Origin of the sequence: Vibrio sp. Isolate33, assembly GCF_022397895.1 — a bacterium.
Lineage (GTDB): Bacteria > Pseudomonadota > Gammaproteobacteria > Enterobacterales > Vibrionaceae > Vibrio > Vibrio pomeroyi.
The window spans coordinates 17,646-32,711 of sequence record NZ_JAKEUP010000007.1 but is presented as its reverse complement, the minus strand read 5'-3'; the positions used below and the strand labels follow the sequence as shown (position 1 = coordinate 32,711).

Genomic DNA, 15,066 nt, shown 5'->3' with positions numbered 1-15,066 from the left:
TTAGGCTCTCACAGGTTGAATTTCGTTAAGGTTAAACAGGAGTTCAAGTTGGCTGCCGTTTGCCAACAGTCGCTCAGAAGAACGGTTAAGTAAGTCGACCGTTAATTCACACTCATCAACGTCCACTTGGTAGCGAATCACGTTACCCAGGAGTTGGTGATTGCGAATGGTGCCGGTTTTCGGCGCAGAGATATGCTCGCCATATTGTCGGCCTTGCTCTTTAACGTAGATAGATTCAGGTCGAATCGCCACCTTCCACTCGGTTTCAATATTAAACAGCTGCTTAGCCTTGTTCGCTTGTACCAAGTTGTAGTGCCCCATGAACCCTGCCACGAATTCATTAGCCGGTTGAGTGTAGATCTCTTCAGGTGTGCCGGCTTGCACGATCTCGCCTTTATTCATCAAGAAGATACGGTCAGACATGATCATCGCTTCTTCTTGATCGTGAGTCACGAAGATCGTGGTCAGGTTCATCTCTTTTTGAATATCTCGGATCTGCTGGCGCAGATGTTTACGGATCTTCGCATCCAGCGCTGAAAGCGGTTCATCCAACAACAGAATACGCGGCTTGACCACCAAGGCTCTAGCCAAAGCCACACGCTGACGCTGACCGCCTGATAGCTGATGCGGGTAGAACTTCTCTTTGCCCATTAAGTCCACCAGCCCAATCACCTTCGCGACTTCGCGCTTAATCTCGTCAGCAGCAAGCTTTTTCATCTTAAGACCAAACGCAATGTTGCCTTCAACCGTCATGTTTGGGAACAACGCATAAGATTGAAACACCATACCGATGCCACGCTCTTGCGGTACTTGATGAGTGATCTCTTCACCATTCACCCAGATTTCACCACCATCGACCGGATTCAAACCCGCCAAGCTACGCAGAAGGGTTGATTTACCGCAGCCACTTGGGCCAAGCAGCGTGATGAATTCACCCTTCTCGATGGAGAATTCAATGTCTTCAAACACCGTGTTGTCACCAAAGCGCTTGGTGAGGTTTTTTGCATTTACATAGCTCATTATTTTGTTCCCTGGCTGAAACGACTTGCCAACCAAGTCAGTAAGAAAATAAACAGGAAGTACGTCATCACAAGGGCTGACGTGAAGTGACCACTGGTTTGACGCATGTTGTATAGGTAGATTTGCAGCGTCTCGTAACGTGTACCCACCAAGATGTTGGCGAACACGAACTCGCCCAATAGGAACGAGAACGACAAGAACAGCGACGCCATTAAGCCTTTCTTAAGGTTTGGCAGAATAATCAACAAGAACGCCTTGGTGGTGCTTGCACCGAGCAGGTGAGCAGCGTCCATCAAGTCATGCAGGTTGATTGCTTCAAAGCTGTTGGCAATCGCGCGATACATGAATGGCAGTGCGATGGTGAAGTAAGTACCAATCAAGATCCACGGTGTACCTATCAAAGAAATCTCGCTATCGGCATACAACTGAAGTAAGCCGACTGACGAAACTACTGGCGGTACTGCGAACGGCAATAAAATCAGGATATTCATCACCTTGTCGAGTTTCGGGAAATAGTAAAACACCACGAAAATCGCAGGCAAGACCAACACCACACTCAATGACAGTGCCGCCACACAGATAAACAGTGAACGACCAAAGGCGTGTAAGAAGCGAGGATCCGTCAGCAGGTTGATGTACCAATCTAGAGTAAAACCATCCGGCAGGATCGTTGCACCCCATCGAGAAGAGATCGAGTAGATAAAGGTCGCTAAGATCGGGATCATCATGATACCAACGATCGAATAGACCACGGTTTTATGAAAGCGAGTATTTACGGTGTTCATTACTTTCTCTTCCCTGCGTAGCTTTTGCTGATCAGCCATTGGTTAATCACGGTGATAAAGGCCAGCATCGCCATTAGAATTACGGAAATTGCAGCAGCTAGGTTTGGCTCTAGGAACAAGTCGCCCGATACTAAGCTCGCGATTCGAATCGTAATCACGTTGTAGTTGCCCGAGGTCAAGGCATACACACTCGCATACGCGCCAATCGCATTGGCAATCAAGATGATGAAAGTGCCAAACAAGGCAGGAGATAGCACAGGCAGCGCAATTTTGGTCCAGTATTGCCAGGTTTTCGCGCCAAGCAGTGCTGAGGCAGCTTGCCAGTCGTCACTCAAAGCATCGAACGCTGGATATAGCAACAACACCGCTAATGGGATCTGGAAGTAGATATAAATCGCCAGCAGGCCCCACTTGCCATACAGGTCGAAATCCCCCAGTAAACCGTACTGCTTGAGCAATAAGGTGATCGCGCCGTTGGTGCCCAAGATGATGATGAAAGCAAACGACAGAGGCACACCAGAGAAGTTGCTGCTCATATTGGTGAAGGCAATCACCGCATCGCGGATTTTAGAATCAACGCGGCGCAATGAAGAGACCAGCAGAGTCGCAATCGCTAAACCAACAATACTCGACCAAATCGATAACCATAAACTGTTGCCAAAAGCCTGCATCATGAAGGCAGAATCGAATATTTCAGAATAGTTTTCGAGAGAGAGCTCATCGTCATAGAAGAAGCTGTTGATCAGCACCCAAACCATAGGTGCCAGTTGGAACAGGTAGAAAAACAATGCGAAAGGCGCAAGCCACAAAGCGGGCTTGAAGCGTTTGAACCAAGATTTGGTTTGAGGTTTAAGCGCAGAGCCATCGCTCTGCGTGATTACAGAACTGCTCATAGGGCCAACAATTCCTGAGTGTAAGATTTATCGTGTTCAAGGTTAAGCAACTGACACACGCTGCCGCAGATGTCGGTCTGTTTCACTGAACATTCTTGGTGTGTGAACTTATCGCCAATCACAAAGAATGGCACTTCACGCTCTTCAGGTAGGATGCCACCGTGAGACAAGTCATTGTTCATGCCGTGGTCACTGGTGATGATCACCTGATAACCATCGTCTACCCATTTCTCAAGATAGTTCGACAGGTAGATATCCGCGCCACGTGCACTGTTGCGGTACTGGCGAGAATCCAACCCATGCTTGTGCCCAATATCGTCAATGTTCATTGGGTGAATCAACAAGAAGTCAGGCTGATGAGTGACGCGCAGATGCTCTGCATCCAAGAACAAGGCTTCATCTGGGTAGTGGTCCCAATGGTAGAAACAGCCGTGTTGAATGTTCATGGTTTCATCGTTGGTGAAACGGTCGCGCACTGCATCAAACGGCGCTCGGTTATATAACTCACTCACCCAGTGATAGGCAGCTGCAGCCGTCACTTTGCCCTGAGATTTCGCCAAGCTAAAGATCGACTCGTGATTCGACAAACGCACGATTTGGTTGTTAACGATACCACTTTCAACAGGGCGAACTCCGGTTAAAATGCACTCATACAATGGGCGTGACATAGACGGCAGTTCACACTGCATTGGGTAAAGTGTGGCGCGCAGTTTGTTTTTTTGCGTGCTCTGTTTATTTTGCAAATCGCCCTGTTTTTCATGAAGATCTTTAAGTTCTAGAAGACCGTTCAGGTAGCCCATACAATCACGGGCTACCTGATAATTCAGTCCATCTAGAACAACAAGGATAACCTTATTGCTCATGGTCTATTCTCTATTGCTTGTTTCTATAAGCCACCCGTTACAGGTGGCATGTTAAGCGGGGTTATTGCTGGTGAATCAATACGCTTTCTTGCCATTGGCGCGGCAGGCGACGTGCTGATTTTTCCCATGCTGAGAAGTCAGATACTGGGTGAACGTTGCTGTATTGCTCGTTCGAGATCAGTTTGTCTTGTACTGATTGAGGTAGCGTAACGCTGCTACGGATTGGACGTGCGTAACCTTCTGCTAGGTTGATTTGGCCTTGGTCGCTGAAGATGTATTCACGAGCCAACTTCGCCGCGTTCGGGTTTTTCGCGTATTTGTTGATGATGGTGGTGTAACCAGAGATCACTGAACCATCTTGTGGAATGCTTACTGTAAAGCGCTCACGGTCGATCTTGTCGCGGTAGTTCAATGCGTTGAAGTCCCACATGATCGCCACTTCTACTTCGCCTTTTTCAAGGTTCGCGATACTTGGATCTGTGTAAGACAGACGGCCTTGCTTCGCTAACTCGCCAAAGAACTTAATCGCTGGTTTTAGGTTTGATTCGTCACCGCCGTTAGCAAATGCAGCCGCTAGAATTGCGTTGTTTGCTTGCGCTGCTACGCCTACGTCACCAACAGTAACTTTGTAGTCGCCTTCTAGTAGGTCACTCCAAGACTTTGGTGCGTCTTCAACAAGGTTATTGTTTGAAATGAACGAGATAGTGCCTGTGTAAGCCAGAGCCCAGTGACCATCTTTGTCTTTCGCCCAGTCTGGAATGTCATTCCAAGTGGTTGGCTTATATGGCTGCGTTACGTCTTTCTGCACTGCGACACGTGCAAAGGCGAAACCAACGTCACCGATATCTGCGGTTGCGTTTCTTTTCTCTGCTTCAAATTTCGAGATCTCTTGTGCCGAGCTCATGTCTGTATCCTGATGCTTCAATCCGTAGTTCGCTTTCAGATCAGCCCATGTGCCTTTCCAGTTTGCCCAACTGTCTGGCATGCCTACACTGTAAACCGCACCCTCTTTTTGAGCGGCTTCAATCAGTGATTCAAGATCAGCATCCTTCGCCATCGCTGGCATTGAAAGTGTTGCCGTTATTAGCGTTGCGCCAATCAGTTTAGCTGGCGATACAGTTGAACGGCTAAGCAAAGTTTTCATTGTCTCTATCCCTCTGGACTAGGTCAGTAAGTTCGTTTTGTATGCTATCGCCAGAATATGACGCTTTCGCGCAACTTATTTGACAGTTCAGATGCATTTACATGGCAGTTATATTTCACTCATATGACAGCAAGTCGTTGTTTACTGTCACATTCCTGTTAACTCCGTGGTTTACCTTATTGAACACACGAACTTATGGACTAGATCAGTAATGAGAACATTGGCAACAGGGCAATCAGGGACACAGCTAGGCAGAATTAAGGCAAGCATCAGAGAACAGCTTCAATCTGGCATCTTCACCGAGGGGCAAAAACTGCCATCCGAAAGAGAGCTTAGTGAGCTGTTTTCCACCACACGAATCACGCTCAAAGATGCGTTGGTGTCGTTAGAAACCGAAGGTCTGATATACCGAGAAGAGCGCCGAGGTTGGTATGTGTCGCCCGAACGTATTCGCTACAACCCATTGTCACGTTCTCACTTTCATCAAATGATTCGCGAACAAGATCGCATAGCAGAAACCAGACTGCTGAGCACCCGCACAGAGATGGCGGCAGGCGATTACGCCAAAGCACTAGAGATAGAACAGATCACGCCTATACACGTGATTGAACGATTGCGATTTATTGATGGCAGAGCGGTACTGTTCGTCGAAAACGTCTTGAAAGCGCCCTTGTTTGAAAAAATATTGTCGGAAAACCTCACCATGTCACTGACAGGTATCTACCGAGAAAAATACGGCTACGAGACCAAGCGTTCGCGCTTTGATGTGATTCCTACTTCTGCCCCTGCACATGTCGCTAAGGCGTTGAATTTAGCTGAGGGGCAACCTGTTCTTAAAATCTGTCGAGTGAACTACAAACAGGACGGCGAGTTGATGGACTGTGAGCTGGAATACTGGCGACCCGATTCTGTAGTGATCCATATTGATAGTATTGGGTAATGCTGTGCCTGCTTAAGAGAAGAACCCCACACATATAAAAACTCCGACGGATTGAGTCGGAGTTTTGGGTTTAGCGATGAAACATTAAGGTGATGTAAATCATCTAGTTCATGAATCAAGTTTAAGGAACTGCCTTACCCTTGGTGAGTCTGGGTTAGTGAAGAACTTCTCTGGATTAGATTTCTCAATCAAGATGCCCTTCTCAAGGAATACCACCTGATCCGACACCTGACGCGCGAACTCCATCTCATGAGTCACTACCACCATGGTGTAACCCTCTTGCGATAGCTTCTTCATCACCAGTAATACCTCTTCGACCAATTCAGGGTCAAGCGCCGAGGTTGGCTCATCAAACAGTAAAACATCCGGTTCCATCGCGAGCGCTCTGGCAATCGCGACACGTTGCTTTTGTCCACCCGATAACATACTTGGGTAACTCTCTAGCTTGTGTGACATGCCCACCTTGTCGAGTTGCTTACGAGCCATCTCTTCAGCGTCAGGCTTCGCTATTTTCTTTACGTGTACCAGCGCTTCCATCACGTTTTGCAACACGGTGAGATGCGGCCATAAGTTGAAGCTTTGGAAGACCATTCCAAGACGCTCTCGAAGTTTCGCCAACTCTTTGTATTTGAGCGGCTTCCCCGTTTCAGAGTTGATACCAATACGCTCATCACCCATGAAGATAGTGCCGCGTTCTGGTTGTTCTAACCAATTCATGCAGCGCAATAATGTCGATTTACCCGACCCCGACGAACCAAGAATACTCACCACATCGCCTTTGTTGATGGTGAGGTTGATGTCTCGGAGCACTTCGATGCCATCAAACTGTTTCGACAAGTTTTCAATGTTGATGATCGTCTCGCGCTCTTCCAACAGTGGCTCGCACTCAATCACTTCCAAACTCACTCCCGAAGAGGGGGTAATCGGCGCTTCCGTTTCAATAATCTCTGATTGTTTAAGCATGGCTAAGCCCTCTAAGTTCAACTTTGGTTTGAATTCGTTTGGTAATGGTTTCAAGTGCAATACTCACCGCCCAGTAGAGCGCAATCGCAATGATGAAGGCATTCAACGGGATGAAGTAGGTCGATTGAATACTATTGGCTGCCGCGGTAATTTCTGCGACGGTAATGATGCTAAGAAACGCGGTGTCTTTTAAGCAGATGATAAGTTGGTTAGTGATCAGAGGAACCGACTTAAATAACACGTTGGGGGTGATGACTCGGGTGAAGGTTTTGAGCTTAGAAAAGCCGTAAGCGTGCGCCGCTTCGATGTAACCAGGCTCTAACCCTTTGCGTACACCGCGGAAAATCTCACAGAAATACGTACCATGATAGAGGCTGAGTGCGATGATTCCCGCAGTCACTGCATCTAATCGAATGCCAACCTGAGGCAAACCGTAATAGAGCAGGTAGGCTAAGATCAGAAACGGTAAGGTGCGCATCATGCCTATCAAACTGTTGATGGTGTATTTCACACCAAATCTTGAATTTTCAAGACAGTACAACAAACCAATACCTATGACGAAACTCAAGATTGAAGACGAAACAAAAAGATAAAACGTGGTCACAAAACCAGAAGCAAACAGCTCTTTTTGTTGCCAGATAATATTCCATTCTTCCATATTTACTCCTTAAATTTACCCACTCAATGACACTTCATAAGCAGGTAAATGGTGTTGCTGACCAAGTAGTTATGACGGCCAAACTGTGGCTGCTGATAACAGCTATGCATTTATTGCTGAAGATATGTGGCTCTGTTTTCAGCCACAGCTTGCAACTTCACCAACACGCCAATAATCAACATGTAGATGGCACCAGCACATAAAATTGGCCCGAGTGGCTCATAGGTAACCGCTGCAATTCGATTGGTGACACGGGTCAAATCAACGATACCGATCACTGCAATCGCTGGGCTGCCTTTGATTAAGAACGACATCTCATTGACGAGCGCAGGTAAGCTCATGATCACCATCTGTGGGAACATGATTCGGCGGAAGTAAGTCAGTCGTCGCATACCAATCGCTTCGGCCGCTTCCATTTGCCCTTTTGAAAAGTTGAGAAAAGCATTGCGCCAAATTTCAGCATTGAATGCCGATGTATTGAGTGTGAGCGCTAAAATGGCAGATACGTGTTTGTCTAAATTGATGCCAAATGACGGGAACGAAAGAAAGATAAACAGAGCCAGTGTAACCAAGGGTGTTGCTCGAGCCCAACTGACATAGATACCCAACATTTGATCCACAAACGGGATTTTCATCATTCGAATCAAGGCAATGACTAGCCCGATGACGACACCTAATACAATCGAGACGGCCGATATCCATGCCGTAGCCCACGCGCCCTGTAGCAACTGTTCCCAAGCGTAATAATCCATAAACGACCTCTTTGATAAGCGACTTCTTTCGATAGGTTTTGCGCAAATGACTCATGAGTTAAACCGCTTTGAACCCATTGGCATGGACACAAACAGCCGTTAACTGTTTGTGTCAGCGCATGCTTATCCATCTATTGGACTGCTGTTAGCTTGTGATACTGCTCAACGGAAGTGATGGCCTCTGAAGGCAGTTGGTCGAACGACTCACCGAACCACTTCTTCTGCAACTCCGCCATTTTTCCGGTTTGCTCTAGGTGCAGGAAAAACTCCGTTAAATAAGCCAAAAGCTCAGGGTTCTCTTTAGGAACAGGCCAGCTCACGAAACCCGGGCCAGAGACTGCCTCGCCTTTTTTGAATACCTTCGACTTGGATTTCACCACCTCGTTAACGGACACGACACTGTTGATCACGTAGTCTATTCGGCCGATTGCCAAGTCGGAATACGCTTCTGGGTAGGATTGATACTGAACGACTTTGCCCAAATACTTGCCTTGTGCTTCGAGCATCACTTCTAGCTCTGGAAGTCGCTCTAGCAAAGCACTGCCCGCTTGTAAGCCCACGGTTTTACCATCTAAATCCGCTACCGTATTAATGTCTTCCGCATCAGCTCTGGTTAAGAAATAATGCTGCGCTGAAGCAATCGGTGGTGTGAAGTCAAAGGCCTTCAAGCGAGCATCGGTAATGATCGCGCCAGTTAACGCCACATCATATTGACCGGCAGATACCGAAGCGAGTAATCCAGTCCAAGGTAAGATCTCTTGCTCAATATCGAACTTCGAATATTCACGTAACTCATCAAGCAAATCTTTGTTAATCCCCGCAGGCTTACCGCGGTCGATATAGTTGAATGGAGAGTAGTTATCTTCTGTCGCCACTTTCATGAAGCCTTGCTTTTCGATGGCTGCAAGCTCCGATGCTTGTGCGACTCCAAAACAGCCCAGTACAACTGTCGCTGCCGCTGTTGAAACCCATGCCTTCATCGTCATTCCCTGTTTCATACGCTTTCCTTATCGAGATTATTTGCCTGCCTTTACTTTATGAACGGAATGCATCGAAGACGTAGAGCCAATTTAATTTTCAGATTGGGACAGAGCGGTTTTCTAGTTTGGGACAAAGTAACTTTCGGGTTTAAGAGTGTGCAAAAAACTGTCCCTAGAACATCAATATGAACTCTGGCGCATTTCTTGCTCTTTTATACAGATTGGACCGAGGTTCACTGAGAATAAGGACTGTATCTCATGGCGATAAATCACAATTGTTTCATCGAGTTTGATTCCAAAAGAAGCCTTCAAGAACAAGTACGTAGCTATTTGGTGACGGCGATATTGAATGGTATTTTTCCGGCAGAACAAGCGCTTCCGTCTTGTCGTAAGCTCTCTAGCCAATTGGGTGTTTCACGCAATACTGTCTCCTTGGTGTACGACAGTTTACTCGACGATGGCTACCTCATCAGTAAGCCTCGCAGTGGCTATTACCTTTCAGAAAAGTATCAAAATCCGAGTGACACTATCGATGCGAGTTTGGATCATTTTGAATCAACCGACAGCGACAATGCACCGGATTGGAGCAAACGCGTTAAGCTGCAATTGGGCCAATACCCACGCATCGTCAAACCCTCTCATTGGAGTTGTTACCAATACCCATTTATTTTTGGCCAACCCTCTATCAATGACTTCCCATTAGCTCAATGGCGAGAAGCGACAAGAAAGGTCACCTCAGACCCACATGATCACCGCTGGCTTTGCGACAAGGTCGATAAAGACGTCGATATGCTGGTGGAACAGATACGCACAAGAGTGCTCCCACAGCGTGGTATTCATGCTCAAAGTGATGAGATCTTAATAACCTTAGGCTCTCAGAACGCGCTCTATCTACTCTCTACCTTGTTGATGAATCACCAGAGCCGAGTCGGTGTCGAAAACCCCGGTTACAAAGAAGCGAACCACATCTTTAATCTCTCTGGCGCACAGTTACACCCACATCAAGTAGATGAACAAGGCCTAAGGTTCAATGAACACTCTTCACTGTGTGACCACTTCTATGTCACACCCAGCCATCAAGCACCTACTGGCGTGACCATGAGTGACGAACGTCGAACTCAGTTACTTGAGATGGCTAAAGCCAATGATGCAGTGATTATCGAAGATGACTATGACGCCGAGTGCAACGTGGAGTGGAACCCTAAACCTGCGCTGAAAGCCAGTGATAAAGAAGGGCGTGTCATCTACGTCAGCAGCTTCTCTAAACTACTGGCACCCGGCTTAAGGTTAGGCTACATCGTGGCACCTGAAGAGCTAATCTACGACCTTAGAATACTGCGTAGGTTGATGTATCGACATGCACCAAGCCGCGTTCAAATGGAAGTGGCTCACTTTATTGAACAAGGCTACTACGACAGCTTCGTGAGGCGTTTTAGAGAAAACACGCGCCAACGCTGGAAGCTGATCAATGATGCAGTCTTAAAGTACTTACCAGACTGCAAGCGACTGGCTCAGAGTGAGCAAGCCAATTCTTTGTGGCTACAAACACCGAGTCACATCAATAGTCAACGCTTAGCGTCACGAGCCGCACAAAAAGGGATTTTGATTGAGACAGGGTATTCTCACTTCATGACCGATCCCGAAACCAAGTTGAGCAATGACACTTCATCTGAATTTGATCCCAATTCTTATTTCAGATTAGGTTTTCACGCGATCGATAAAGACTTGATCGCACCCGGCATCAAAGAGCTGTCAGAGGTAATGAAGAGCTAGCATCACAAAGCGTTATATGGACGTTGTTATTCAAGGCAATAACGTAAAAAAAGAGCATCAATCGATGCTCTTTTTCGTCTATACCTAATCAATTAAAAACTAGACACTCAAAAGCTAAGCACTCACTAAAAATAAGCACTTTGAAAAGGACGGGGAATCCTTTACCAAAATGCCTGTGTTTCTGTGTTAGCTATCTTATTTAAGAATCAAGAAGCGAGCTCAAGCAAAACTTCATCAATGATCTTCACACCTTTCTTAATTTCACTCGGTTGAATAACCAGAGGTGGCGCGACGTGAATACGGTTATTCACAATGAAGGTCAACAAGCCTCGTTTGGTTAGTTCCGCTTTCAATTGACCCATTTTTTCATTGCTCAATGGAGTCTTGCTTTCACGATCCTCCACCAGCTCTACCGCCCAAAACATCCCTTTCCCGCGCACATCACCAATCATTGGGTGCAACTCTTGAAGACTGAGTAGAAGTGGTCCTAGAACGCTGTTACCGACATTATCGGCATGTGTGACAATACCCTCTTGCTCCATCACATCGAGCGTTGCAACAATAGAAGCCATCGCCAAAGGGTGACCAGAATACGTCAAGCCACCCATAAAGAAGTTCGACTTAAAGTACTCAACGATTGGTTCACTGACTACCACGCCACCAGCAGGAACGTAACCCGAGTTAACCCCTTTCGCGAAAGTAATCAGATCCGGTACAACATTGAAATGCTCAAACGCAAACCACTTACCCGTTCGGCCAAAACCCACCATGACTTCATCAAAGATCAATTGAATGCCGTACTTGGTTGCAAGCTCACGCACACCAACAAGGTAGTCTTTGGGCGGAATGAGAAAGCCTGCTGTTCCCGGAATGGTTTCTAAGATAATCGCCGCAATCGCCGTTGGCCCTTCGCACTCTATCACTCGCTCTAAATGCTGCAGGGCACGCTCACTCTCTTCTGCCTCAGTCGCCGCATTGAACTCGCTTCGATAGAGAAATGGATTGAAGAAGTGAACGTGCCCACGGCTATACTCGTTTGGAATACGACGAAAATCGCCCGTCGCCGCTATCGCTGTTCCGGTATTGCCATGATAAGAACGGTAAGCCGATAGCACCTTATCGCGCCCTGTAAATTGTCTCGCCATGCGAATCGCATTTTCGTTGGCATCTGCCCCTGCGTTGGTAAAGAACACCTTCTTAAATGTGGTTGGCGCTTTCGACAAAATGCGTTTCGCCGCCAAACCACGAGTGAGGTTGGCAGTCGCAGGTGCAACAGTCACCAAGGAATCCGCTTGATCTTTAATGGCTTTGATCACCTGTGGGTGCTGATGGCCAATATTGGTGTTGACGAGCTGGCTACTAAAATCGAGGTATTCCTTACCTTCGTAGTCCCACATTTTGCAGCCTTGTCCACCCGCAATGGCGATAGGTTCTGCCGCCTCCTGAACTGACCAAGAATGAAATACGCTCTTGTCGAGGTCGATAATATCTTGGTTCACTAACTGTTCTGTTGATACTTCCATTTCATCGTCTCCATTAACAACACTAGATTCACAGCCCCTTGTGTCCAGCACGCCTTCAACAACGGAAGACGCGAAACACCAAACTGAAAAGGCTGCGCTATCGGATGGAATAATCTTCATCCCAAACAGGGCGAACCGCATAGTGTCAGTTTCAACAAAACCGTGGGCCAGTGAAATTGGCCCGACCCCACATTCCTTCCAACCGACAACCTGACCCAATCCAATCGTCGAACTGGCTCTATTCAAAATTCTTAGGAGTGAATAGATTGAAAGGCAGACGAGACAAATCTCATCAAATGCGAATGAAGAACAGCAGCTACAACAGTAGACAAGCACGCAACAACAAAGAGGTAAGTAAGAGTGGAAATGGGCTTGGCGATGACATTGATTTTGTTTGCAGGGGTAGTACGAGGCTATTCAGGGTTTGGATTTGCGATTATCGCAGCGCTATCCCTCAGCTTTATTGTTCCACCGCTGCAAGCCGTGACCATTGCGATCCTATTGGATTTTTTAAGTACTTTTCCTCTGCTCAAACGAAGTAAGTCCGCCGTCAACATACGGCTTATTGCGCCGTTGTGTATCGGCATGTTGGTTGCGGTGCCCTTCTCGCTGTACTTCATTAGCACGATATCTGAATCAGGCTTAAAGGCCTTTATCGCGATGATGTCTTTAGTCGCTGGCTCATTAATCATTTGTGATTTTCGCCTCACATGGCTACACCAGCGACACGCATTTTGGGCTGGGGCAATTTCCGGATTCAGCATGACTACCGCTTCTTCGGGAGGGCCTCCGTTGGTGACGTATTTGATAAGCCTGACCATTGAAACCAGTGAACAGAGAGCCACTGCAATTGTGTTTTTTCTACTGAGTTCCGCGATCTCGCTGATCGGCTTCATGTGGATTGACGCATTTAATCAAGCGTCATTCATCACAGGTTTATGGCTCTTACCGGCAGCTTTGATTGGCAATCTACTCGGGCAAAAGCTGTATCTATCAGTACCGAACTTGTCAGCAAAAACAACGACCGCGCCGATTTTGATCGGCATGGCACTACTTATGTTAATTTCAAATTAGAAGGATTTACTTATGGATAAGATAGCGTTCATTACAGGGGCGACCTCTGGCTTCGGCAAAGCGGCAGCAAAGCGTTTTGCAGAAGATAACTGGTCATTAGTGTTGTCTGGTCGTCGTATCGAAAGGTTACTCGACCTAAAGGAAGAATTAACGGTGCCTGTGCATGTGATTCAACTCGACGTTCGAGACGCAGACGCCGTAAAACAAGCCATTGATTCACTACCCGCTGAATTTTCATCGATTACCGCATTGGTTAATAACGCAGGCCTAGCCTTAGCGCCAGAAGGCGCGCCTGATGTGGACTTAAAAGATTGGCACACCATGATCGACACTAATGTCACTGGGTTGGTCAATGTCACGCATGCACTGCTGCCGACGTTAATTAAAAAAGGCTCAGGGAGCTCTATCATCAATGTTGGCTCTATTGCAGGACAGTGGCCTTATCCAGGTAGCCATGTGTATGGCGCGAGCAAAGCATTCGTAAAGCAGTTTAGTTACAACCTACGCTGTGACCTACAAGGCACAGGAGTGCGTGTGACTGACTTGTCTCCTGGCATTGCAGAAACGGAATTCACGCTAGTTCGAACCAAAGGTAATCAGATGGCTTCAGACAATCTTTACCAAGGTACGACGCCACTGTCAGCAGAGGATATCGCCGAACAGATGTTTCATATTGCGACCTTGCCAGAGCACATCAACATTAACCGAGTCGAGGTGATGCCGACTCGACAAGCGTGGTCTCCGTTTGCAATCGACAGGGATTAAACTTAAGCAGACAGAACGAAGATCAAACATACACAAACAGAAAGGTGGTCTACCCAAGTAGACCACCTTTATCGCTTCCTCAGCTTTTCACTTAAATGTAATCGACCACGTCAAAGGCTTGCCCTGATTCATCACTTGAGATGGCATAGCGATACGCTTTGGCCGTATCTGCAACTGGCACGCCAGTACTGCTATCCATTCCCATGAGTTTCATAGTTTCATTCTGAGGCGGAAACCCATCGTAGATGCCACTTAGGCGTGACCATGGATGTACCTAAACTCTTGCTCAATTGCATGAAGCATATTAATTGCGTTCTCAGACGATGCATGGATGATCTCGGTCTTAGGTACCGCGCCTATTTGTTCGATTTTTATTTCATTTTCAGAGAGTAGAGAGATAGTCGTACGCTCAAACTCAAAGCTATTTAGGTTCACGTCCATAATGGCGCTCGCCCACTCAATTGCCTCCAAATCTTTGGTTGTGTATTGGTTAGTCAAAATACCGCAACTGCCATCTGGTTTCGGCAAGACATGATCAACAATGCCATCGTAATCGTTGTCCCAAATCAGAATTTCTAATTCACCGTCACCATCACTCACTGCAGTAACTGGGTAACCACTTTCATCCAATGTGAGCAACACTTGGGTATGAGGCTTCAATTCAGGTTCATGGTGGGTGTCTGGCTGAGAGATTGAGTCGAGAAATTGTGAGAATGAGTATTTGAGATAAGCCTGCACTTCTTCACTGTCATTGATGTTCATGCTGCTTGGTGCGTCTGTGTGAGCGGTATTGATTGAGATTTCCGGCATGCCCGCTAAGAAGTCGTCGAATAGTTGCGTTGCTTTGTCTAACTCAGAGAGAGTTGCGATTACTTTACTCATGTTTATAGCCCTTTCAATTGATTAGGTTTCAATAAAAGCAAATAGCAGAGG

General features: G+C 46.9%; 16 protein-coding genes. 4 read left to right on the top strand and 12 right to left on the bottom strand.

The window, feature by feature from the left end; translation table 11 throughout:
• From L1D37_RS12275 to L1D37_RS12255, 5 genes are all read right to left on the bottom strand, one after another.
• Nucleotides 1–1,020: an ABC transporter ATP-binding protein gene (locus tag L1D37_RS12275; RefSeq protein ID WP_239848056.1), complete on the bottom strand. Its 1,020-nt coding sequence runs from the start codon at nt 1,018–1,020 to the stop codon at nt 1–3.
• Nucleotides 1,020–1,805 (bottom strand): ABC transporter permease, encoded by a 786-nt coding sequence (locus tag L1D37_RS12270; protein ID WP_239848055.1) that lies wholly within the window; start codon nt 1,803–1,805, stop codon nt 1,020–1,022. The genes L1D37_RS12275 and L1D37_RS12270 overlap by 1 nt, the downstream gene beginning before the upstream one ends.
• Nucleotides 1,805–2,698 carry an ABC transporter permease subunit gene (locus L1D37_RS12265; RefSeq protein WP_099165983.1) on the bottom strand — a complete coding sequence of 298 codons (894 nt, stop codon included), beginning with the start codon at nt 2,696–2,698 and terminating at the stop codon, nt 1,805–1,807. Before L1D37_RS12265 ends, L1D37_RS12270 begins: the two co-directional genes overlap by 1 nt.
• A complete protein-coding gene (locus tag L1D37_RS12260; protein WP_239848054.1) occupies nt 2,695–3,561 on the bottom strand; it encodes an alkaline phosphatase family protein in 867 nt (288 codons plus the stop codon). Before L1D37_RS12260 ends, L1D37_RS12265 begins: the two co-directional genes overlap by 4 nt.
• Nucleotides 3,562–3,622: 61 nt before the next feature.
• Nucleotides 3,623–4,705 (bottom strand): ABC transporter substrate-binding protein, encoded by a 1,083-nt coding sequence (locus L1D37_RS12255; protein WP_239848053.1) that lies wholly within the window; start codon nt 4,703–4,705, stop codon nt 3,623–3,625.
• Between the two features lie 211 nt (nt 4,706–4,916).
• Between L1D37_RS12255 and L1D37_RS12250 the strand changes: the two genes are divergently transcribed.
• A complete protein-coding gene (locus L1D37_RS12250; RefSeq protein ID WP_239848052.1) occupies nt 4,917–5,645 on the top strand; it encodes a UTRA domain-containing protein in 729 nt (242 codons plus the stop codon).
• Nucleotides 5,646–5,753: 108 nt separating this feature from the next.
• On the opposite strand, the gene L1D37_RS12245 is transcribed toward L1D37_RS12250, so the two are convergent.
• From L1D37_RS12245 to L1D37_RS12230, 4 genes are all read right to left on the bottom strand, one after another.
• Nucleotides 5,754–6,608, bottom strand: coding sequence for an amino acid ABC transporter ATP-binding protein (locus L1D37_RS12245; protein ID WP_275665508.1), 855 nt, complete (start codon nt 6,606–6,608; stop codon nt 5,754–5,756).
• Nucleotides 6,601–7,266 (bottom strand): ABC transporter permease subunit, encoded by a 666-nt coding sequence (locus L1D37_RS12240; RefSeq protein ID WP_017630969.1) that lies wholly within the window; start codon nt 7,264–7,266, stop codon nt 6,601–6,603. The genes L1D37_RS12245 and L1D37_RS12240 overlap by 8 nt, the downstream gene beginning before the upstream one ends.
• Before the next feature lie 110 nt (nt 7,267–7,376).
• On the bottom strand, nt 7,377–8,018 hold the full coding sequence (locus L1D37_RS12235) for an amino acid ABC transporter permease (protein WP_176679065.1): 642 nt from the start codon (nt 8,016–8,018) through the stop codon (nt 7,377–7,379).
• 131 nt (nt 8,019–8,149) lie between these two features.
• Complete coding sequence (locus L1D37_RS12230) at nt 8,150–9,016, bottom strand: transporter substrate-binding domain-containing protein (protein WP_239848051.1); 867 nt, start codon at nt 9,014–9,016, stop codon at nt 8,150–8,152.
• A gap of 240 nt (nt 9,017–9,256) precedes the next feature.
• Between L1D37_RS12230 and L1D37_RS12225 the strand changes: the two genes are divergently transcribed.
• Entirely contained in the window at nt 9,257–10,771 is a 1,515-nt protein-coding gene (locus L1D37_RS12225; protein WP_239848050.1) for a PLP-dependent aminotransferase family protein, read from the top strand.
• A 206-nt stretch (nt 10,772–10,977) separates the two neighbouring features.
• Here the strand turns inward: L1D37_RS12225 and L1D37_RS12220 are convergent, their stop codons facing one another.
• The gene (locus L1D37_RS12220) at nt 10,978–12,294 is read right to left on the bottom strand and encodes an aspartate aminotransferase family protein (protein ID WP_239848049.1); all 1,317 of its coding nucleotides are present in this window, start codon (nt 12,292–12,294) and stop codon (nt 10,978–10,980) included.
• A gap of 378 nt (nt 12,295–12,672) precedes the next feature.
• Here L1D37_RS12220 and L1D37_RS12215 point away from each other — a divergent pair, with 378 nt between their 5' ends.
• Both L1D37_RS12215 and L1D37_RS12210 read left to right on the top strand, forming a co-directional pair.
• Nucleotides 12,673–13,368 (top strand): sulfite exporter TauE/SafE family protein, encoded by a 696-nt coding sequence (locus tag L1D37_RS12215; protein WP_239848155.1) that lies wholly within the window; start codon nt 12,673–12,675, stop codon nt 13,366–13,368.
• 12 nt (nt 13,369–13,380) lie between these two features.
• Complete coding sequence (locus L1D37_RS12210; RefSeq protein ID WP_239848048.1) at nt 13,381–14,133, top strand: SDR family NAD(P)-dependent oxidoreductase; 753 nt, start codon at nt 13,381–13,383, stop codon at nt 14,131–14,133.
• Nucleotides 14,134–14,224: 91 nt separating this feature from the next.
• On the opposite strand, the gene L1D37_RS24030 is transcribed toward L1D37_RS12210, so the two are convergent.
• Together L1D37_RS24030 and L1D37_RS12205 are read right to left on the bottom strand one after the other, a co-directional pair.
• Nucleotides 14,225–14,347 carry a hypothetical protein gene (locus tag L1D37_RS24030; RefSeq protein WP_275665507.1) on the bottom strand — a complete coding sequence of 41 codons (123 nt, stop codon included), beginning with the start codon at nt 14,345–14,347 and terminating at the stop codon, nt 14,225–14,227.
• A gap of 38 nt (nt 14,348–14,385) precedes the next feature.
• Nucleotides 14,386–15,015, bottom strand: a complete 630-nt coding sequence (locus tag L1D37_RS12205) for a hypothetical protein (protein ID WP_239848047.1) — start codon at nt 15,013–15,015, stop codon at nt 14,386–14,388.
• Nucleotides 15,016–15,066: the final 51 nt, after the last annotated feature.

Coding starts and splice junctions, on each gene's coding strand:
- L1D37_RS12220 (WP_239848049.1), bottom strand. CDS start 12,294: ATGGAAGTATCAACAGAACAGTTAGTGAACCAAGATATTATCGACCTC.
- L1D37_RS12235 (WP_176679065.1), bottom strand. CDS start 8,018: ATGGATTATTACGCTTGGGAACAGTTGCTACAGGGCGCGTGGGCTACG.
- L1D37_RS12275 (WP_239848056.1), bottom strand. CDS start 1,020: ATGAGCTATGTAAATGCAAAAAACCTCACCAAGCGCTTTGGTGACAAC.
- L1D37_RS12210 (WP_239848048.1), top strand. CDS start 13,381: ATGGATAAGATAGCGTTCATTACAGGGGCGACCTCTGGCTTCGGCAAA.
- L1D37_RS12250 (WP_239848052.1), top strand. CDS start 4,917: ATGAGAACATTGGCAACAGGGCAATCAGGGACACAGCTAGGCAGAATT.
- L1D37_RS12245 (WP_275665508.1), bottom strand. CDS start 6,608: ATGCTTAAACAATCAGAGATTATTGAAACGGAAGCGCCGATTACCCCC.
- L1D37_RS12240 (WP_017630969.1), bottom strand. CDS start 7,266: ATGGAAGAATGGAATATTATCTGGCAACAAAAAGAGCTGTTTGCTTCT.
- L1D37_RS12265 (WP_099165983.1), bottom strand. CDS start 2,698: ATGAGCAGTTCTGTAATCACGCAGAGCGATGGCTCTGCGCTTAAACCT.
- L1D37_RS24030 (WP_275665507.1), bottom strand. CDS start 14,347: ATGAAACTCATGGGAATGGATAGCAGTACTGGCGTGCCAGTTGCAGAT.
- L1D37_RS12230 (WP_239848051.1), bottom strand. CDS start 9,016: ATGAAACAGGGAATGACGATGAAGGCATGGGTTTCAACAGCGGCAGCG.
- L1D37_RS12225 (WP_239848050.1), top strand. CDS start 9,257: ATGGCGATAAATCACAATTGTTTCATCGAGTTTGATTCCAAAAGAAGC.
- L1D37_RS12260 (WP_239848054.1), bottom strand. CDS start 3,561: ATGAGCAATAAGGTTATCCTTGTTGTTCTAGATGGACTGAATTATCAG.
- L1D37_RS12270 (WP_239848055.1), bottom strand. CDS start 1,805: ATGAACACCGTAAATACTCGCTTTCATAAAACCGTGGTCTATTCGATC.
- L1D37_RS12255 (WP_239848053.1), bottom strand. CDS start 4,705: ATGAAAACTTTGCTTAGCCGTTCAACTGTATCGCCAGCTAAACTGATT.
- L1D37_RS12215 (WP_239848155.1), top strand. CDS start 12,673: ATGACATTGATTTTGTTTGCAGGGGTAGTACGAGGCTATTCAGGGTTT.
- L1D37_RS12205 (WP_239848047.1), bottom strand. CDS start 15,015: ATGAGTAAAGTAATCGCAACTCTCTCTGAGTTAGACAAAGCAACGCAA.